The organism is Streptomyces sp. NBC_00358 (genome assembly GCF_036099295.1).
Taxonomy (GTDB): domain Bacteria; phylum Actinomycetota; class Actinomycetes; order Streptomycetales; family Streptomycetaceae; genus Streptomyces.
Genome location: NZ_CP107976.1, coordinates 9,064,184 through 9,082,605 on the forward strand (window position 1 = coordinate 9,064,184; position 18,422 = coordinate 9,082,605).

General features: G+C 68.3%; 18 protein-coding genes. 8 read left to right on the forward strand and 10 right to left on the reverse strand.

What is annotated here, in order from left to right; translation table 11 throughout:
* Positions 1–50 precede the first annotated feature (50 nt).
* Complete coding sequence (locus OHT01_RS38945; RefSeq protein WP_328557830.1) at positions 51–1,382, reverse strand: hypothetical protein; 1,332 nt, start codon at positions 1,380–1,382, stop codon at positions 51–53.
* A 5-nt stretch (positions 1,383–1,387) separates the two neighbouring features.
* A complete protein-coding gene (locus OHT01_RS38950; protein WP_328557831.1) occupies positions 1,388–2,041 on the reverse strand; it encodes a hypothetical protein in 654 nt (217 codons plus the stop codon).
* Between the two features lie 262 nt (positions 2,042–2,303).
* Here OHT01_RS38950 and OHT01_RS38955 point away from each other — a divergent pair, with 262 nt between their 5' ends.
* Both OHT01_RS38955 and OHT01_RS38960 read left to right on the forward strand, forming a co-directional pair.
* Entirely contained in the window at positions 2,304–3,563 is a 1,260-nt protein-coding gene (locus OHT01_RS38955) for a MalY/PatB family protein (RefSeq protein ID WP_328557832.1), read from the forward strand.
* Entirely contained in the window at positions 3,560–3,874 is a 315-nt protein-coding gene (locus OHT01_RS38960; protein ID WP_328557833.1) for a hypothetical protein, read from the forward strand. Before OHT01_RS38955 ends, OHT01_RS38960 begins: the two co-directional genes overlap by 4 nt.
* A 213-nt stretch (positions 3,875–4,087) precedes the next feature.
* On the opposite strand, the gene OHT01_RS38965 is transcribed toward OHT01_RS38960, so the two are convergent.
* A complete protein-coding gene (locus OHT01_RS38965; protein ID WP_328557834.1) occupies positions 4,088–4,696 on the reverse strand; it encodes a TetR/AcrR family transcriptional regulator in 609 nt (202 codons plus the stop codon).
* A gap of 57 nt (positions 4,697–4,753) precedes the next feature.
* Between OHT01_RS38965 and OHT01_RS38970 the strand changes: the two genes are divergently transcribed.
* A complete protein-coding gene (locus tag OHT01_RS38970) occupies positions 4,754–5,653 on the forward strand; it encodes an alpha/beta fold hydrolase (RefSeq protein WP_328557835.1) in 900 nt (299 codons plus the stop codon).
* Positions 5,654–5,951: 298 nt separating this feature from the next.
* On the opposite strand, the gene OHT01_RS38975 is transcribed toward OHT01_RS38970, so the two are convergent.
* The gene (locus OHT01_RS38975) at positions 5,952–6,464 is read right to left on the reverse strand and encodes an HAD family hydrolase (protein WP_443043568.1); all 513 of its coding nucleotides are present in this window, start codon (positions 6,462–6,464) and stop codon (positions 5,952–5,954) included.
* Positions 6,465–7,091: 627 nt separating this feature from the next.
* On the reverse strand, positions 7,092–7,430 hold the full coding sequence (locus OHT01_RS38980) for a thioredoxin family protein (RefSeq protein WP_328557837.1): 339 nt from the start codon (positions 7,428–7,430) through the stop codon (positions 7,092–7,094).
* Between the two features lie 717 nt (positions 7,431–8,147).
* Between OHT01_RS38980 and OHT01_RS38985 the strand changes: the two genes are divergently transcribed.
* Both OHT01_RS38985 and OHT01_RS38990 read left to right on the forward strand, forming a co-directional pair.
* A complete protein-coding gene (locus OHT01_RS38985; RefSeq protein WP_328557838.1) occupies positions 8,148–8,489 on the forward strand; it encodes a DUF1330 domain-containing protein in 342 nt (113 codons plus the stop codon).
* Positions 8,490–8,774: 285 nt separating this feature from the next.
* A complete protein-coding gene (locus tag OHT01_RS38990; protein WP_328557839.1) occupies positions 8,775–9,626 on the forward strand; it encodes an alpha/beta fold hydrolase in 852 nt (283 codons plus the stop codon).
* Positions 9,627–10,036: 410 nt separating this feature from the next.
* Here OHT01_RS38990 and OHT01_RS38995 read toward each other — a convergent pair whose 3' ends face one another.
* Positions 10,037–11,251 (reverse strand): MFS transporter, encoded by a 1,215-nt coding sequence (locus OHT01_RS38995; protein ID WP_328557840.1) that lies wholly within the window; start codon positions 11,249–11,251, stop codon positions 10,037–10,039.
* 68 nt (positions 11,252–11,319) lie between these two features.
* On the opposite strand from OHT01_RS38995, the gene OHT01_RS39000 reads away from it, so the two are divergent.
* The gene (locus OHT01_RS39000) at positions 11,320–11,715 is read left to right on the forward strand and encodes a MerR family transcriptional regulator (RefSeq protein ID WP_328557841.1); all 396 of its coding nucleotides are present in this window, start codon (positions 11,320–11,322) and stop codon (positions 11,713–11,715) included.
* A 29-nt stretch (positions 11,716–11,744) separates the two neighbouring features.
* Here OHT01_RS39000 and OHT01_RS39005 read toward each other — a convergent pair whose 3' ends face one another.
* The 3 genes from OHT01_RS39005 to OHT01_RS39015 form a co-directional block, all read right to left on the reverse strand.
* A complete protein-coding gene (locus tag OHT01_RS39005; protein WP_328557842.1) occupies positions 11,745–12,857 on the reverse strand; it encodes an LLM class flavin-dependent oxidoreductase in 1,113 nt (370 codons plus the stop codon).
* 195 nt (positions 12,858–13,052) lie between these two features.
* Positions 13,053–14,204, reverse strand: coding sequence for an alpha/beta hydrolase (locus tag OHT01_RS39010; RefSeq protein ID WP_328558418.1), 1,152 nt, complete (start codon positions 14,202–14,204; stop codon positions 13,053–13,055).
* Between the two features lies 1 nt (position 14,205).
* Positions 14,206–15,255, reverse strand: a complete 1,050-nt coding sequence (locus tag OHT01_RS39015) for a DUF6215 domain-containing protein (RefSeq protein WP_328557843.1) — start codon at positions 15,253–15,255, stop codon at positions 14,206–14,208.
* Between the two features lie 131 nt (positions 15,256–15,386).
* On the opposite strand from OHT01_RS39015, the gene OHT01_RS39020 reads away from it, so the two are divergent.
* Positions 15,387–16,415: a S66 family peptidase gene (locus OHT01_RS39020; protein ID WP_328557844.1), complete on the forward strand. Its 1,029-nt coding sequence runs from the start codon at positions 15,387–15,389 to the stop codon at positions 16,413–16,415.
* Between the two features lie 128 nt (positions 16,416–16,543).
* On the opposite strand, the gene OHT01_RS39025 is transcribed toward OHT01_RS39020, so the two are convergent.
* The gene (locus OHT01_RS39025; protein WP_328557845.1) at positions 16,544–17,035 is read right to left on the reverse strand and encodes a DUF4265 domain-containing protein; all 492 of its coding nucleotides are present in this window, start codon (positions 17,033–17,035) and stop codon (positions 16,544–16,546) included.
* Between the two features lie 249 nt (positions 17,036–17,284).
* Here OHT01_RS39025 and OHT01_RS39030 point away from each other — a divergent pair, with 249 nt between their 5' ends.
* Positions 17,285–18,265, forward strand: coding sequence for a threonine ammonia-lyase (locus OHT01_RS39030; RefSeq protein ID WP_328557846.1), 981 nt, complete (start codon positions 17,285–17,287; stop codon positions 18,263–18,265).
* The last annotated feature ends 157 nt before the right edge of the window (positions 18,266–18,422 follow it).

Sequence of the window (18,422 nt, forward strand, 5' to 3'; positions counted from 1 at the left end):
GTTCATCAGCCCGCCGTAGGCCGGTGCCGCTGGTGGCCGAGAGCCGCTGGTCACCGTCTCGCCTTGGCCCGTGTGAAGGCCGCCGATCTCCAAGCCGACCTGCCCGCTGCTGCCTCGGGGCCTGACAGGAGTGGATGGTGGGTTTCCTTCTCACGGTTGCCGTACAGCATCGTGACGTTGATGCGGAGGTGCTCGTAGCCGGGCTGGAAGTGGACGGCGTCCGAGGCGTGGAACAGGTCGGAATTGAAGATCACCGCCCGGTTCTGCCGGTAGGGGATGGTCATGCGGCGGGCCCGTCGGCGCTGCAGGAACGGCCGGATCAGGTCCTGGCGGCCGTTGTAGGTGTCGAAGCCCCAGGACAAGGGGGCGTCGACGTCGTGCACCACCAGGCCGCCCGAGCGCTCGTCGGCGTTCGAACTGTCCGGAGTGACCCAGAAGTTGACGTTGACGGCGGCGAAGTCCGCGTGGGTGGTGACGTCGGCGGGTACTCGGGGGCCGCATTTGAAGCCCCACATCTGGCGCAGCGGGTATCGGGTGCCGATGAGCCGAGGCAGGGCGTCTCGCAGTTCCTCGGCGATCTGCATGAGCAGGGGGGAGCTGAACCCGTCCTGCATGAGCGCGCCCAGCCGGCCGTGGGCGTAGCGGTTGCCGAACCACACCGTCGACTCCAGGCAGAACCGGTGCAGCTCGCCCAGGGCCTCATCGGTGAGGAAGTCGTCCACGTACACCACGCCGGGTGCGTTCCCCAGGTATTGCTCCTCGACGGTCACGGGATCCCAGCGTCGCGAAAGGGCACGTGCCACGCGCGGTGAATCGCGTACATGCAGCAGGCGGTTGTAGGTGTCGGCGATGCACCGATTGGCATCGGAGTCCAGGGGCTCCCGGGTGTCGGGGCCTTTGGCCGCCAGTCGGTTGTGCACGGCCTCGTAGGCGCCGATGACGCGGCTGTACTCCGTGCCCAGCAAGCCCAGTTGCTGGAGGTAACGCATCTGGTCGATGTCGTGCCGCAGCTTGGGAACACTCAGCGGGACGGCCGAGCGCGCTGCCGGGTCGGAGGAAGTGCCCCAGCGTAGTTGGGCGAAGAGTGAGGCCCACCGCTCGGCGAGCGAGAAGTCGCTGTGTTCCAAGGCCGAGTCGAGCACGTCGGGCGCCCACGCCAAAGCGTCGGCGCCCGTGCGCAGTTCGTCCCGCAACAACGGCAGCACCTCGTCCCAGCGCTCCGAGGCGGCCAGCAGGAGAGCCAACTCGCGCCGGGGCGCTCGGTCTTGGGGGTCGGCCCGGAGGGCATTGCTGAGAACGTGCGCCTCCTGTTCCGTACGCCCGGCACGGACAGCCGCTCTCGTGCGGGCGAACACCGCTCCGGCCTCCCACGGTGTGTCCACGCGGATCACCCGAGGCGGAAGGCGCCGCGGGCCTTCAGCTCCACTGCGTAGCGGGCCAGGCCGTTGAGGGTCACCGCGGCGTACGGAGGCACGAACTGTGCGCTGAACGCCTGATCACCCTCCCCCTGGACGTGGACGTAGGTGGTCCAGGTGATCGACGTGACGAACGGGGTGGTGCCCCGGGCCTGGATGCCGACGTCCTCCTGGGCCGCCACCGCCTCTCCGTCCCCCTTGCCGTCCCGCTCGGCGCAGATCGTCTGCGAGACATGGAGGTTGACGAAGTAGTGCAGCAGGTCATCGGTCAGCCCGTAGATTCCGGTCTCTGCCACAGAACCCTCCAGCAGAGTGGCCACGACGTCCTGGCCATCCTGGCTGACGATCGCCTCGCAGAAGTCGGCGAGGAACTGGCCCCCGGTGGGCACCTCGTCCGTGTGCCGGTGCACGTACTCCTGGAACCACTGCAGCAGTTTCGGGTTGGCGAACACCGAGTAGATGAGCCGGTCGGTGAGGGCCGCCTGCTCCTGCGGAACGGATGGGATGGCGAGGTAGTCCATCAGGATCTGGGAGGGACCGGTGATGAACTGCTCTCGCAGGAGGAAGTCGGTCTCCATGGCCTGGAACAGCGCGTCGATACGACGCACGGTCGCGGCACGGGACATCACAGCGGATCGTTGCGTGCCCAACGTCTTCTCCTCCGGTCGCGTCGATCAGACCGGCCAGCGAGTGCTGAGCCGCGAGACGGCTCCTAGCTAAGAGGCAAGGCGCTACGGGATGCCGTACGGCACGCCGCAGCTCAGGGGGTGCACCTCAGGTTCACACGTATGGCTCGTGGCGGCGCCCCACGCCCTCCGAGGCCCCGGGCGGGCGCGTACGGATCGGTCATGTCGCCGTTACCGGCCCACGCTTCCTTAGCATCCAGTCATGGCACCAGATATCACTCCCCAGGACCGGACCCGGCAGAGCGCCCCCGCCCCCGAGGCCGAGGCAGTGGCCGGATCGGTCTTCGATGCCGTCGTCGACCGCAGGAACAGCAACTCCATGAAGTGGGCCAGGGCACATGAGTTCCTGACGGCCGACGAGGCTGCCGCCGACCCGCTGCCGATGTGGGTCGCGGACACCGACTTCAAGGCCCCGCAGGCCGTGCTCGACGCGCTCCACCAGGCAGTGGACCACGGCGTCTTCGGGTATCCCGGTGGCGCGACCGACAGCTACCTCGACGCCGTGACCGGCTGGCAGGCCAAGCGATTCGGCTGGGAGGTCCCCCGGGAGTGGGTGATGCAGACCTCAGGCATCATCACCACGCTCAAGACGGTTGTGCAGGCGTTCTCCGCGCCCGGCGACTCGGTGCTCGTCCAGCCCCCGGTCTACGTCCACTTCCACGAGGACGTCCTCCTGAACGGCCGCCACCTGGCGTTCGCGCCGCTGCGGCGGACCGAGGACGGCTACCGCTTCGACGCCTCGACGTTCGAGGCCGCGATCCGTCCCGACACCAGGCTCTTCATCCTCAGCCACCCTCACAACCCCACCGGGAACGTGTGGACGGAGGACGAACTGCGGACCATGGGCGAGATCTGTGCCCGGCACGATGTCCTGGTCGTCGCCGATGAGATTCACCAGGACCTCATCATCAATCCGGACCGCACGCACATCCCCTTCGCCTCGCTCGGCGAGGAGTTCGCGCGGAACAGCATCACCTGCACGGCCCCCAGCAAGACGTTCAACCTCCCCGGTCTGCAGAGCGCGAACGTCTTCGTCCCTGATCCTCGACTGAGGGCGGAACTGGCCCGCCAGTACGAGCGGAACGTGTTCCCGCTGGTCAACGTCCTGGGCATGGTCGCGGCCGAGGCGGCCTACGTGCACGGTGAGCCCTGGCTGGGGGAGTTGCTCACGTACTTGCGTGGCAATCACGCGCACTTCGCGCAGGCGGTCAACTCCGCCACCTCCAAGGTGCGGGTCCTGCCGGCCGACTCCCTGTATCTGGCGTGGATGGACTGCCGGGGGCTGGGGATGGACGCCGAGTCGCTGGACAGGTTCATGCTCACCAGGGCGCGGCTGTGGCTCGACAAGGGACAGAAGTTCGGGACCGAGGGCCACGGCTACATGCGGGTGAACCTGGGCTGTCCCCGCTCCACGGTGGACGAGGCGGTGGCCCGTCTGCTCGCGGCCGTCGAGAGCCTGTGAGCGCCGCGACCCGGCCGCCTGCCCTCTTCGTCGTCGGCCTCGCGAACGGCACGCTGCTGCACGGCCCAGTCACAGCTGAGGCATTCCTGGCCGCGTACGAGGAGTCTGCCGGCCAGGCAGTGCCCGCCCTGGCGCTGTGGGACTTGTTCGCCCTGACCAACTCGCACCACTCTGTGGAGAGTTGGCTCCCGAACTACCACGATCTCGGCCGCACCGACCTGACGGCGGCCGAGCTGCGCAGGCGCCACGCCGCGTGGACCGACGTTCGCCTCGCGGACTACCGCGCTCTCCCGTCCTCCAAGGGGATCTGAGAGCGGGGTTCTTGACCCGAACGACCAGTCGCCGCCCCACGCTCAACTTTTGTGGTGCGTACTCTCTGAGAGCTCGCAACACGATCTTGTTGAACTGTCCTGGTCAGGCGTGACTGTTGTGACGGTCTGATGGCTCGGGTGGGTGTGACGACTGGGCCGTTGATCGTGGACGACGACTTGTGGGCGCTGATCGAGCCGTTGCTGCGTTCCGGCCTATCGCGGCCCCGACGGTTCGGCCGTTCCATTCGGCAGAGCCTTGGCATTCTTGGCGGCGACTGCCGCGACGGTTGCCAGGTCTTCGCCCGAGAAGCCGGCGCGGCTCAGTACCGCGAGAGATTTGTTCGTCGCCAGCGTGCACAGCGCCAGCTCTGCCGCCTCCTGCTCACCGGCCCCCGCCGCCAGCAACGCCTGCTCCAGCACCGCCCGCAAACCGTCGATCATGGCGCGGACCATCGCCCGGCCCTCCACGTCGAGGGCCGGGAACTGCGTTGCCGACACCGTGAGCAGGCAGCCATCCGGGACCGTCGGGTCGGCGATACGGTTCAGGGCGACCTGCAGGAAGGCGGCCACAACGGCGCTCGGGCTCGCGTGGGGGCCGGACAGTGCCTGCTCGTACAGCGGTTGGTAGGTCTGCGCGTACCGTTGGAGGCTTTTCCGGAAGAGGGCGCTCTTGTCGCCGAAGGTGCCGTAGAGCGAGCCCCGGCCCAGGCCCGTGCCCTCGGTCAGGCGATCGATCGAGGCCTCCGAATATCCCCAGCGCCAGAAGACGTGCATCGCACGTCGTAGCGCCTCGTCCACGTCAAATTGCTTGCGGCCTGCCATGGTCCGTCAGTCTACACATCCTGTACCGATCGTTCAAAGATGTGTATGGTCGTCGCCATGACAACCTTGAGTTCGCTGCGGCTGCCTGACGGATTCCTTGACGTCTTCACCAGCCGGCTCGTGGAGGTGAACGGACTGCGGCTGCACGCGGTCACCGGCGGGGACGGCCCGCCGCTGCTGCTGATCGGCGGGTGGCCCCAGACCTGGTACGCCTGGCGGGAGGTGATGCCCGCGCTCGCCCGCCGGCACACCGTCGTCGCCGTCGACTCGCGCGGGGCCGGGCTCTCCGACAAGCCCGACGACGGGTACGACGCCGGCACACTGGCCGCCGATCTGGTCGCGCTGATGGCCGCGCTCGGGCACGACCGGTTCGACGTGGTCGGCCACGACATCGGTACGTGGACCGGTTACGCCCTCGCCGCCGATCACCCCGAGCGGGTGGGCCGGCTCGCCATCGTCGAAGCAGTGATCCCCGGTCTCACTCCGTCCCCGCCGTTCTTCGGCCCGGCCGCGGTCAACCTGAAGCTCTGGCAGTTCGGCTTCAACCGGCTCACCGACCTCAACGAGGAACTGGTCCGGGGACGGGAGGGGCTCTTCTTCGGCTGGCAGTTCGCCACCAAGGCCGCCACGCGGACCGCGATCCCCGCGTACGCCGTCGACGTCTACGTCGACGCGATCACCGCGGATCCTCGCGCGCTGCGGGCGAGCTTCGAGTACTACCGGGCGCTGGACGAGACGATCGCGCAGAACGAGCAGCGCAGCAAGACCCGGCTGACGCTGCCGGTGCTCGGCCTCGGCGGCGCGCTGTGGAGCGGAGCGAGTGTCGCCCAGGGGATGACACTGGCGGCCGACGACGTCACGGGGATCGTCCTCGACGACTGCGGCCATTACCCGGCCGAGGAGCAGCCGGCGCGGTTCGTCGAGATCCTGGAGGACTTCCTCGTGGCCAAGCGGTAGCAGGCACGCCACACGGCTGAACTTCGCGAACGAGCAGGCGGAGCCTCACAAACTCCGCTACGTCGTCGAGCAGGCCTTCGCCCTCCTCCACACGGCGGGTCGTCGGAACAGCCGCCCGCCCAGTGTTCGGTGATCCGCCGAGCATGGAGTTCGCGGGTTGCCACATCGTCCGCGTTTTCCAGACAACCGAAGTCGTGGCCCCACCCCGTCAGAGCTTCCAGGACCCAGCCAGCCCAGTAGTGCCGTGCGGGTGGGGTAGCGGCGTAATGGTCAATTTTTGTGGGCGGCGACGTGGTGACTACCCCTCGGTGATGAGGGCGGGCAATGCGCGCATGTCGTGGAAGACGACGGTTTCGTGGCCTTCGAGCCGTGCCGCCGGGGTGAGTCCGCCGGCGTAGCCGAAGGCTCGCATGCCGGCGGCGCGGGCGGCATGGACGCCGGGCTGGCTGTCCTCGACCACCACACAGGCCGCGGGATCGACGCCCATCTGCCGGGCAGCGTGCAGGAACAGGTCAGGTGCGGGCTTGCCACGGGAGACCTCGGTGGCGCTGTAGATGCGGCCTGCGAAGTGTTCGTAGAGGCCGGTGCGGCCCAGGGTGTGCCGCATCTTGTCGTGGGAGCCGCTGGAGGCCACGCACATCGGCAGGGTGAGCGCGTCGAGTGCTTCCGGCAGGCCCTCGACGGGGGCGAGCCCGGCATCCACGGCCTCACCGTGGAGTTGCTCGAACCGGTCCGACCAGATCGCGGCCGTCGAGTCCGGAACGTACGCCGTTGACCCCGAGCACCGGTGGGCCGACGGCCCCGAGGGCACGGTCCTGCTCGCGCCCGGAGACCTGCGCGGCACCGCACGCTCCCCTGAGCCAGGGCACGTTGGGCGCGACGGTGTACTACCAGGACAAGCGCTGCCTGCTGACCAACTGTCACGTCATCGGTGACTGGGACTTGTGGCCGGGGCGTCGTGTGTACCAGCCGGAATTCAACCCGGACCCGACGTCGAAGGACGGGGACCTCATCGGCGTCTGCGACGGCACCTTCGAGGTCTTCTCCTACGGCGCACCGAATCCGGACGACCTGCTCATCAACGTGTTCGGCCGGCCGGTACACGTACTGGGAAAACCTCATCGAGACCACCCCGGCGACGACGCCGTCCTGCGTAGCGGGGATTCGGGTGCCGTCCTCATCGCCGACGCGGACAACGGAGTCCCCGGCCTCATGGCCATGAGTACGGATTACACGAACGGCCCGCAGCAGCGGCTGGTGGCCACTCGCATTCCGGAGGACGATCCCGTCCAGTGCAGGCACGGTCAGAGGATGTTCCCGCGGCCTTCGAGCCCCTCGGTGTGGCGTCCAGGCGAACGGAGCTGCCCGTGCCCGAGCCCGGACGGCAGGCCCACGGCATGCGTGACGGACGAGGTGGCTGCCGTGCCGCGGCGGTCGCTCAAAGGTGACCGTCCAGGATGTCCCGTAGCCCGGCGACGGTCATGGGCCCCGTCCCGTGCGCCACCGCCTCTCCTTCCTTCAGCAGCACGCAGGAAGGGGCGCCGGTGATCCCGTATCGCTCGGTTGCGGTCGGACACCGCGTGATGTCGGTGCGGACGACCGTCAGGCGGCCCGTGTACTCGTCGGCGATGGCACCTACGACGAGGTCCATCGCCCGGCAGGGCTCGACTGCCTTGGGCCAGGTCCCGATGAAGTAGGCGAGGACCGGGACTCCGCTCATCCTGAGGATGAAATCGAACTCCGCGTCCTCACGGGGTTGGTGAACCCGCATCGCCATGGAAGCTCCTGACCTCGTGTTCCGTCATTCCAGCCCCATCATCCCCCGCGCGGCGCGGCGCGCCGGGCCGCCCCGGTCGGATTTCCGGCCGATGTGCCGGAGGTGAGAGACGAGGCCGGCCGCGTGCGGTGGCCTCCCGCCCACAGTCCGGGAGGCTGATCGCGCGGGTACGGTTGGATGATGTGACGGGGGACGCCGACGACCGATGTGAGGCACTCGGTGCAAGCCAGGGGATGGGGGACGGATGGGGGACTGGGTGGACGACGAGCGACGTCGGCCTGATGCAGCGGACGTCGGTTTGGCTAGTTGCGGGTTGCTCCTGATCGTTGCCGTTGTCGCCATGCCCGGACTCCTCTTGAACGACGGACCGTTGACGGCCTACTTGGTCGTTGTCGGCGGCGTGATCGGGTCCCTGTGGGCGCACAAGCGGTTGCGCCGCTGACCGGTTCTTCCCACGTCCGGACGATGTACTGAAGAAGGACCGGCCGAGGAGGAATCACCTTCTGAGCCGGCCCTTCCGCGCGTAGGTCCGATGCCCGGTCTTGCGGCGAGTGGATGGCTCGGCCGGAGACCGGGCCGGCCCTCGACGGCTCGGCGGCCTTGGCACGTGCCCTCGATGTGGCGCCCGGCGATTACCTCCGGGGTAATCGCACGCCCAACCCGGCTCGGCTACGTTCTGTTCGTCGCTCACATCCCCGGAACGAAAGGAGTCCCGTGGTGCCCGCTTACGGCTTCGCCCATCTCCGCAGCCGCCGGAACCATTCCGACATCATCGAGTACCTGGAGCGCATCCAGGCAACCCTCGACCCCTTCGACGGCCGCTTCGTCATCCACGGTCCGCCGGCCGAAGTCGTGGAGGGGACGTGGCCCGGCAGCATGGTGCTGATCGAGTTCCCCGGACTGGCCGAAGCCCGTGACTGGTACGAGTCTCCCGCCTACCAGGCCATCGTGAGTCTGCGTACCGACCACGTGGAGGGCGACCTGGTGCTGATCGAGGGCGTCGGTCCGGACTACGACCCGGCCGAGCGAGCCCGCACGTTGCGGACGGAAGCGGGCTGAGCCCGCCAGTCGACCACGTGGTCCGGCAGCCGCCTCACGGAGCACCGGGATACGTTGCGATCGCTTGTCCTTCAGGGGTCTGAACAGGGCCTTTGAGTGCCTGCATATGCCTGGGGCTAAGGCGTGTCTCCTTGATCACTGAGTCGTTGTTCTGTGCACGGGCCGTCGGCCCGCCCCGTTCTGCCTTCCAGTACGACGCCGGGAGCCGGCGTTGCGGAGGTCTCACCGCAGTGTCGAGCCGGCGCTGCGGGGCGGCAGAGGGACTCAGCTGCCGGAGAGGATGTCATGAGTGACAAGCGCGATCAGTTCGCGGATTTGACGACGGTGAGAATGTGCTTCCGCGACGAGGGGGACCCGGACGGGGAGCCGCTGCTGCTGATCATGGGACTCAGCTCGCAGCTGATCCATTGGCCGCAGGAGATCGTCGACGCGCTCGGCGAGCGGGGCTACCGGGTGATTCGTCCCGACAACCGCGACAGCGGCCTGACGGAGTGGAAGACCACACCGAGCCAGTACTACCTGAGGGCGATCGCACGTGACACGGTCGAGCTGCTCGACCATCTCGGCATCGAGCAGGCGCACGTCGTCGGCGCTTCGATGGGCGGGATGGTCGCCCAACTGCTCGCGATCGAGTACGCGCCGCGCGTGCTCAGCCTGTGCTCGATCATGAGTACGCCGCACATCGCCATCGGCATGGCCGACGGCAACGTACTGGAGGAGCTGACCAAACCCCTGCCCCCCGGTCCCGAGGACGCGATCAAGCAGATCGCCGGCCTGTACGCGACCATCGGCTCGAAGACCTATGCCGACAGCGAGAGCGAGCGCCGATTCGCGCTGGCGACGCAGGCCTACAACCGCGCACAGCACCCCGAGGGCGGAACACGCCAGGTGACCGCGGCCTTGATCGCGCCCGACCGCACCGAAAAACTCCGGCAGTTGAGACTCCCGGCGCTCGTGATCCACGGAGGCGAGGATCCGCTGATCAAGATCGCCGGCGGCGAGGCCACCCACGCCGCGCTCGCCGACTCCACCTACCTGCCACTCGACGCGATGGGCCATGACCTGCCCGTGCCGCTCCACGACCAGATCGTCGCGAGCATCGCCAAGAACGCTGGACGGGTGACGAGCCGCACCTGATTCTCAAGCCTCGGCAGGACGCAGCCCCACGGGGCTTGTTCCTCGCCGCCCAGCCGGCCCGAGTAGCCGATCCGATCGGCAGCTCGGGCCGGACCGTACCTTGTCAGGCGGCTCAAGGACCCCGTCGAAGTCCCGCTGCCCGATATCCCGGGTCCTCGCACTCGGCCGCGGCCCGCGCGATATCCGCCGCGACCCGCCGGACGCTTCATGCCAGGCGCCTACGGTCCGCGCGCAGCTTCCCTCTGACGTGAACGTGACCGGGTGTGGTGCCGAATGCCCCCGTGTCATGTCCGGAGCGCCCTTTGTGTCCGGTTCCGCCCCGAAGGTCGTGGTCGAGGTCGCAGGGGTGGCGCGTCGGGACTGTCGACACGGCGACGCCCCTCAAGCGGCAGTGGTGCGTTCGCGCGTGTTCACGGTGTTTCCCGGTCCGTCGGCGCGAAGGCATGCTTTCGCGTGAGTGTGATCACGGCAAGGCTGAGAAATCCGAGTCCAGCCGCGGCGACGGCGTTGGCGGTGACGTCGACACGCTGCAGGAGCAGGCCGCCGATGATGCCGCCGAGTGCCATGGCCGTGTTCCACAAGGTCACAAGGATGGCTTGCGCGGTGTCGGCAACGGCTGGACCGCTCCGCAACCCGGCATGACCGGCCGCGGTCTGAAGGAGTGTGGGGGCGGCGCCCCATCCCAGCCCCCACGCGAGTGCTGCGACCCAGACGGCGGCCTGTGCCGTGGTGACGGCGAAGGTGGCCGTGGCGACGGTGAACAGTGACGCGGCGGTCAGCGCGAGCCCGCGCAGGTGTCTGTCGATGTGACGGCCGGTGTACCAGATACTGACCAGGCATGCGATGCCGAAGGCCAGCAGGATCGCGTCCGTCGCGGTGCCGAGGCCGGCCTGCCGCAGGTACGGCCCGATGTACGCGTAGACGACTGTGTGGCCGAGGACGAAGGTCACGACGACGACCATGGTGGCGGTGACCCCGGGGACCCTGAGTGTCTGCCGGGCGGTGGGCTTCGGCTGTCGAACTGGTGTCGTCGGCCTGCTGACGGGGGGAACGCCGAACGTGATCCACCCGAGGACGGCGAGAGTGATCACCGAGACAGCGGCGAAGGACACTCGCCACCCGATCTGCTGCCCGATCAGCGTCCCGGCGGGCACACCCAGCGACAATGCCAGAGGGATCCCCGTCATCGCGATCGCGATGGCACGTCCTTCCTGACCGGGAGGCGCGAGACGCCGCGCGTATCCGGCAAGGATGGCCCACGCCAGTCCGGCGGCGACGCCGGCGAGGAACCGTGAGACGAGCAGGACCGCATAGCCGGACGCCGTCGCGGTGAGCGTGTTCGCGACCAGGAAGACGGTCATGGCGCCCAGCAGCAACGGCTTGCGACGAACTCCCGCCGTGGCAGCGGCCAACGGTATGACGGTGAGGGCCGTTCCGGTGGCGTACAGCGTCACGCTCTGGCCCGCCGCACCGGAGCTGACGCCGACAGCGGAGGACATCTGCGGGAGGACGCCCGCCGGGAGGGTCTCGGTCAGGCTGGTGATGAACACCGCGGTGCCCAGGGCCAGCAGCGCGGACCAGGGCAGGACATCACGTCTTGTCGGAGAGGCTGTAGTGATCGTCATGCACCGATCGTGCGACCCTCACATCGATGTGAGGGTCAAGTCCGGTCTGCGCGGCTACTGTTGAGCGTGTGCGGATCGGTGAACTGTGCCGCCTGACGGACGTGTCCCGGCGTCTGCTGCGGTACTACGAGGAGCAGGGTCTGATCGTGCCCGATCGGACGGCGAACGGATATCGCGACTACGACGAGCGCTACGTGGACCGCGTGAAGCAGATACGAGGTCTGCTGGCGGCCGGATTGCCGACCCGGGTCATCAAGCAGATCCTGCCGTGCCTGGACAAGCCCAGGTCCATTCACTTTCCGGACGCGACCCCGGAGATGCTGGCGTTGCTGACCTCGGAGCGCGACAAGCTCACCGATCGGATCGAAGTGCTCACCCGAAACCGGAACGCGATGTCGGAGTACTTGGCCGAGGTGGAGCGGCATCGCGCCCCGGTGGCGCCAGGTCGACCGGGCAACGCCTGATCAACTACGTTCCGGCTGAGGCAAGTTCCTCACCGGACAAGCTCCCGGACAATCCTGACGCCGTCCTCCGAAAGCACGGCCGGGCGCAGCCGAACCCCGCTCAGGCCGAACTGCTGATGCCAGTGGGCGAGTTCTCGGGTGAGGCGTTCCGCGGTTCCGACGAACAACTGCGTGTCCGGTGCCCAGACGAAGCCGGCGGCATCGTTCAGCCGGGCCAGCCTGTCCTGTGCGTGCTCGTCGGAGTCGCCCAGGACCACCGCCACATCCGCGTACACCTCGGTCCCGACGGCGTCCGGCGTCAGCCTCGCGATTTCGCGAAACGCCGTCAGGAGCGCGGGAATCGGATGCTCCTGCGACGGTGTCACGAAGACCCGGTCCGCGACGGCGGCGGCGAGTCGATACGGCTCCAGGGCGTGATGCGCGAGCACCGCGACCTTCGGGGTGTCGCGCACCGGGACGGTCAGCGGGCCGGCCGCCCGGTACCGCTCCTTCCCGGTGAGCCGCAACGGGGCGACCATGTCCCGGTGCAGGAACGTGTCCCCGGAGCTCAGGCTCTCGGCGGGAAACGTCCTCCACAACTCGCGCACTGTTCGCACGTAGTCCTCGGCATCACGAAAGAGGTCTTGGAGCCGGCGCGCGATGCGGGTCGGGACGTACACGTCCTCGGGCCGCAACCGAGGCGTCTCCGCTCCACCGACCACTGTGGCATCGCGGGCGTCGGCGGAAACCTGCGGTCGCCACGTCACCCGGCCCGGCCCGATCGCCGCCAAGGACGCCAACTGGGCGGCGACATGGAACGGGTTGGTGTGCGTCACGTTGCGGGAGACCACCACCTCGCCGATGTCCGTCGTCGCCAGCAGGAGTGCCGCTGTGACCACAGGATCGAGCCTGCCGCGCACCCGGTCACGGGCCTGGTCGGCGGTACCGAACCGGTCGGTCTGCAGGCTCAGGCCGTCCTCGAGCGTGACGAAGTCGACGCCGCCCGACGCGGCCGCGCGCCCCCAACTCGTCCAATAACTGGCCCTGAAGACCTCTTCGGCATCCTTCACCGACGACAACAGCCACGAGGCGGGGTGCCAGCCCGTGCCTTCCAGTGCCAGGCCGAGCCGAAACGAGCCGGGGTCCATCGAGTCCTTGTCCATGACCCGATTGCACAACCATCACACCGATGTGAGGGTCAACCCTCCCACAACGCCGACGTACTGCTGTCGTCGACCTCGGCCCGTGCGTGTTCGGGATCTTCTCGCGAGACTGGAGACGTCCCGGGAGGCCTGCCGGACACCCCGTGACCTCGATCCCCGTCCCGCGGAAGGAGGTTACTCGTGTTTGACGAGGCGTCAGCGGACCTGGTCGAGCATGTCGGTGACGTCCGCGAAGACCCTCTCTCCCGCCGCCGCGGCGGCGGGAGAGAGGGTGTCGAGGGTGAGGAAGCCGTGGACCATCCCGGCCTCGCAGCGGTGTCTGACCGGCACGTTCGCGGAGGCCAGCCGGGCGGCATAGGCATCGCCCTCGTCCCGAAGCGGATCGTGCTCCGCAGTGACGACGACCGTGGGCGGCAGCCCGCTCAGGTCAGCGGCGTACAAGGGGCTGACCTCGGGGTCGGCGTGCCGGGACGGGTCCGGGACCCATTGCCCTGCTCCCCACGCGACGTCGTCGGTCGTCAGGCCCCAGCCCGTGGCCTTCGACCGCGTGCTGGGGCAGGAGAGCGCGAGATCGGTGTTGGGGTACACCAGGATCTGGGCGGCAGGCAGCGGCCCGCCTTCATCGCGCAGGCGCAGGCAGGCGAGCGCGGCGAGGTTGCCGCCGGAACTGTCCCCCATGACGACGGTCGGACCTGCGGTCTCGGCGCCGGGAACTCCGCCGGCGGCTGCCCACCGGACGGCATCCACGCAGTCATCGACAGCAGCCGGCCACGGGTACTCCGGAGCCCGGCGGAAGTCGACGCTCAGCACGGCCGTATCGGTGGTGAGTGCCAAGCGGCGGCATGCCCGATCGTGCGACTCCAGGTCGCCGATCGTCCACATCCCTCCATGAAGGAACACAACCAGCGGTCCGTATGCCGCCGAGGGCCGATAGAGGCGGGCCCCCACGCCAGTCGAGCCGACCGTCAGATCCACTACGTGGGCGATCTCGGGGCCCGGTGGCCGGGCTTCGGCGCGCAGTCGCTGCGCACGCCGCAACTCCGCCGCGCCCATGGCACGGGCGGGAGGTCCGGGGTCCTGTCGAACAGCCTTGATGAAGGCGGTCAGTTCGGCATCTGCGAGCGAGAGATCGATCGGTTCGGCCATGCAGGCCAGGATGCCATCCTGACCGAACGATCCGAACGATCCGAACGATCCGAACGATCCGAACGATCCGAACGATCCGAACGATCCGAACGATCCGAACGATCCGAACGATCCGAACGATCCGAAAGCCTGCATCGGCGCTTCGGGGAAGGTGGGCGCGTTCGCCGAGTGCCGGCCGCCGAGCCGAGGGGCCTCCGGCATCTCATCGGACAGGTCGTTCGGGGATTCGCGAGAGAACCTTCCGGGCGACGTCGAGGAGAACGCTGTCGCTCGGGAGGGCTCCGGATTCGCTCCACACGGTGATGTCGCATGAGCCGCCCCGGTCATGACGATCCAGGGCTACGGACAGCGTCCTGGCCAAGGGGCCTTGCTCGACCGGTCCGCCGGATCCGCCACTCCCGAGATTGAGCTCGATCTTCATCGTGTGATCCGAGTAGAGGACCGCGGGCCGACCGAGAAACTTGAGCGTCTTGATGTCCTGCTCGTCCCCGAACTTCATCAGCTTCACGTACTGGTCCGTCGTCAGCTCGTTGTAAGTGGCCGAGACGTTCACGGTGTACGTGTCGAACGCGACCTCGGCCTCCGGCCGGGCGACCTTCCCAGCGGTCAGAGGAGCGGTGTTGTTGGTGCCTGAAGCAGTGGTCGCGGTCTCTCCAGGCGTCCCGAGGAGCTTGGCCAGGTCCGGTCGGTTGAGCGCCTTGCACAGCTCCTGACCGGTCACGGGCCGCGGCGTGTCCTTGTAGACCTTCGGAAGCTTCTCGTGTGCCTCGCTCGAACAGGAGGCGGGCTGCGGGGTGTTGTCGTCGGACGGCGCGAAGCGTGGGCCCAGCCACAGCATGGCCCCGAGTGTCCCGAACACGGCCACCGCCGCGACGGCCTGGCCCCATGCGTTGTGCTCCTTCTCCGGAGCGCCCCGGCCGGTACGCGGTCCGGCTCCGGCCTGGGTCTGGGCCGGGGGCGGGGTCGGGGTCGGGGTCGGGGTCTGGGTCTGGGTCTGGAAGGCAGCGTCGACTGCTGCCTCCCTGCCTGCGGAGGGTGCCGGACCAGGGTTCCGGCGGGCGCGCAGGGCCCGGATCACCGAGTGGACGCGTATCGCGGTGAACACGAGGAACACCACGCCGATACCGGCCGCGACCCGATCGTGATCGCGGACGGAGAGATACATGAGCCGTACGCCGAGAACGGAGCCGACCGCGATGAGCAGGGGCTCGCGGACCCAGAACGGCAGGAGACGGAGGAGGAAACCGAGCATCCCGCGATCTCATCAGGACAAGATCATATTTGCCATGATGGAGGCCACAATTCCGGGCACACGCAGGGCCTGCCGAGGCAGGACACGCCAAGTCGACGATCCCGATGCGGCACCGTGCCAAAATTCGGCACATGACAATTCGATACCCGCGCCCCCTGCGCCCCGGTGACCGTGTCGGCATCACCTCTCCGTCGAGCGGAGTCGCCGAGAAGCACCTTGAGCGGCTCCAAGTGGCCATCCGTGACGTGCAGGCGCGGGGATTTGAGGTCGTTCTTGGCCAGTGCATGGACGGTTCGGGACACGTCAGTGCTCCTGCAGCCGAGCGCGCCGGCGAGTTGATGTCGATGCTGACGGATCCCGGCATCAGGGCCGTGGTGCCTCCGTGGGGCGGGGAGACCGCGATCGACCTGTTGCCGCTGCTCGACTGGGACCGGCTGCGCGCCGCCGAGCCGACCTGGCTCGTCGGGTTCTCCGACCTGGCGACCATCATCACCCCGCTCACCCTCCTCACCGGGACGGCGACCATCCACGGCAACAACCTCATGGACACCCCCTACCGGGTGCCCGAAGGACTGCTGTCCTGGCTCGACATCGTCGCGGCGCCGCAGGGGCACCAGTTCACGCAGACCCCGCCCGGCCACCACAGGTCCGTGGGCCGGGACGACTTCGTCGCTGTGCCCGAAGTGCGCGATTACACGCTCGACGCCCCCGGTTCATGGACCAGGTTGGACGGAAACGGCGACGTCGAGGTCGAGGGGCGACTGATCGGAGGGTGCATCGAGACGCTGTGCAACCTGGCCGGGACGGTCTATGGCGACGTGGCCGCCTTCGCGCGGGCCGAGGCCGCGAACGGGCTGCTGGTGTACGTGGAGGCAGCCGGCGACGACGCCTTCACCATCTGCAGGAACCTGCACGGGATGCGGCTGGCCGGCTTCTTCGACGAGGCAAATGCGGTGGTTGTGGGACGTACCTCGGCTCCGGGCGCCCCTTCGCTGTCCCAGCATGAGGCGGTACTGGACGCGCTCAGCTCGTTGAACGTGCCGATCATCGCCGACGTGGAGTGCGGACACGTCCCGCCGTACATGCCCATCGTGAACGGGGCACGCGGGCGGCTCGTCCACACAGCGACCCGAAGTGAGCTCACCCAGATCTTGGGTTGACGCCACAGGCCAGGGCTCCCTCCGCGAGTCTCGCTGCGCGAGATCGTCCTTCAAAGCGGTGGCGGTGTCGTTGGTGGCAGCGTTCAGGAGGCGGGCGGTGGCTTGTGTCGGGACCCGCCGCAGTGTGGTCAGCTCCGCGTGGTCGAGAACGGTCTGGCGTCGGCCCATTCCCAGAAGGCGCCGGCCTCGTCGACTTCCCGTTGCAGCAGGGCGAACAACGGGCTCATGCCAGTGTTGGGAGGGACGTCGATGGCGACGAAGCGCTCCCCGTGCCATTCGCTGAGCAGCCCGGATTCCTTGATCGAGTCCTTGATGAGGCTGATGCTGCGGCCAAGTCGTTCGGCGTCCGTGCTCGGCATGAGCAGTGTGCGCAGGACGCGGTGTCCGCTCGCCCGGGCAACTTCGACCACGCGAGCCGCCGGTGACAGACGGACCCGGTCTCCGAGAGCGAGGCCGTAGGTCATGAAGGGGATGCAGGCCACCGCGTACGTGCCGCCCTCTTCGGGCAGGAGACACAGTTGCTCGATCTGCCCGTCGAGGCCGAAGGGCGCCAGATCGGCCTGGGCGATGTAGTTGCTCTCGGCCCGACCGACCGGGTCCTCGTGCACGATGTACTTCATCTCCGCCCCCTCTGCCCGCTCATCTCGGCGAAGATCATCCCATGCACTCGGCTCGCGAAGTTGATCGGTCGCACGAACCCCACCGCACGTATCGTGAGACCGTCCAGGATCACTGACACCGCGCGTCGAGAACGGTCACCTCGTCGAACGTCCCGAGGAACCGGCCGCAGTGTGTCGCACCTCAACCGGCCTGCGAATCCTGACAGTTGCCCATGGAACCCGGCTCCGGTGGAGCTACGCTGCTGTGTCGTGCAGGAGACGCGTCTCGACATTGCCCGGATCCGGGCGGCTCGCCGGATGATCGAATCGGTCTTTCTCGACACTCCGTTGTACCGCTGCGAGGCGCTGGAGCCCGGCCTCGGGTGCACGGTGAGCATCAAGCTCGAAACCGCGAACCCGGTCCGCAGCTTCAAGGGCCGCGGCACCGAGGTGGTCGCGAGTCTGCTCGCCGACAACGCCTCGCGAGCCGCGGTGTGCGCGAGCGCGGGCAACCTCGGCCAGGCCCTCGCGTGGTCCGGTCGCGGTCGGGGGCTCGACGTCACGGTCGTGGCGTCCCGCCTTGCGACTCGGGCCAAGCTTGATCGAATCCGCGCATTGGGTGCCGGACTGGAGCTGGTCGACGGTGACCACGAGCTGGCCCGCGAGCGGGCGGCGGCCATCGCACGGCACGACGGCATCCGGCTGGTCGAAGACAGCCTGGACATCGAGACCTGCGAGGGCGCGGCGACCATCGGCCTGGAACTGGTGGGAGCCGAGCCGACGTTCGACACCGTCCTGATCGCTCTCGGCGGCGGGGCGCTGGCCACCGGCGTGGGATATGTGGTGAAGGCCTTGGCACCCGAAGTCGAGGTGATCTGCGTCCAGCCGCTGGGCGCACCCGCGATGACACACTCGTGGCACAGTCGACGCGTCATCACCACCGATTCGACCGACACCATCGCCGACGGCGTCGCCGGCCGGCGTCCCATCCGGGCCGTCCTGGACGACCTCCTCCTGGTCGCCGACGACGCCGTCCTGGTCCAGGAGACGTCGATCATCGTCGGTATGAGGATGCTCCTCGACCACGCCGGTCTCGTCGTCGAACCGTCGGCCGCGCTCGGTGTCGCGGCGATCCTCGAAGACCGTGACCGCTTCGCCGGCCGACACGTCGTCACCATCGTGTGCGGCAGCAACGTCGACGTGGACGCCTACCACCGCTGGGTCGGCGCGGCTCCCGTCCACAGATCCTGACTTCGATCGACGTGTTCGCCCGTACGGTCCCGGCTGTTGCAGCATTGGAACTGCACGCACAGCGAACCCATGCACTCCTGGAACATCAAGGCCCTCCGCCTTGGGTGCCTCGACCGGCCCATGCCACTCATCAACGCGCTCCAGGTCTTCTTTCGCC

Coding starts and splice junctions, on each gene's coding strand:
- OHT01_RS38950 (WP_328557831.1), bottom strand. CDS start 2,041: ATGTCCCGTGCCGCGACCGTGCGTCGTATCGACGCGCTGTTCCAGGCC.
- OHT01_RS38955 (WP_328557832.1), top strand. CDS start 2,304: ATGGCACCAGATATCACTCCCCAGGACCGGACCCGGCAGAGCGCCCCC.
- OHT01_RS38965 (WP_328557834.1), bottom strand. CDS start 4,696: ATGGCAGGCCGCAAGCAATTTGACGTGGACGAGGCGCTACGACGTGCG.
- OHT01_RS38970 (WP_328557835.1), top strand. CDS start 4,754: ATGACAACCTTGAGTTCGCTGCGGCTGCCTGACGGATTCCTTGACGTC.
- OHT01_RS38980 (WP_328557837.1), bottom strand. CDS start 7,430: ATGGCGATGCGGGTTCACCAACCCCGTGAGGACGCGGAGTTCGATTTC.
- OHT01_RS38990 (WP_328557839.1), top strand. CDS start 8,775: ATGAGTGACAAGCGCGATCAGTTCGCGGATTTGACGACGGTGAGAATG.
- OHT01_RS38995 (WP_328557840.1), bottom strand. CDS start 11,251: ATGACGATCACTACAGCCTCTCCGACAAGACGTGATGTCCTGCCCTGG.
- OHT01_RS39005 (WP_328557842.1), bottom strand. CDS start 12,857: ATGGACAAGGACTCGATGGACCCCGGCTCGTTTCGGCTCGGCCTGGCA.
- OHT01_RS39010 (WP_328558418.1), bottom strand. CDS start 14,204: ATGCCGGAGGCCCCTCGGCTCGGCGGCCGGCACTCGGCGAACGCGCCC.
- OHT01_RS39015 (WP_328557843.1), bottom strand. CDS start 15,255: ATGCTCGGTTTCCTCCTCCGTCTCCTGCCGTTCTGGGTCCGCGAGCCC.
- OHT01_RS39020 (WP_328557844.1), top strand. CDS start 15,387: ATGACAATTCGATACCCGCGCCCCCTGCGCCCCGGTGACCGTGTCGGC.
- OHT01_RS39025 (WP_328557845.1), bottom strand. CDS start 17,035: ATGAAGTACATCGTGCACGAGGACCCGGTCGGTCGGGCCGAGAGCAAC.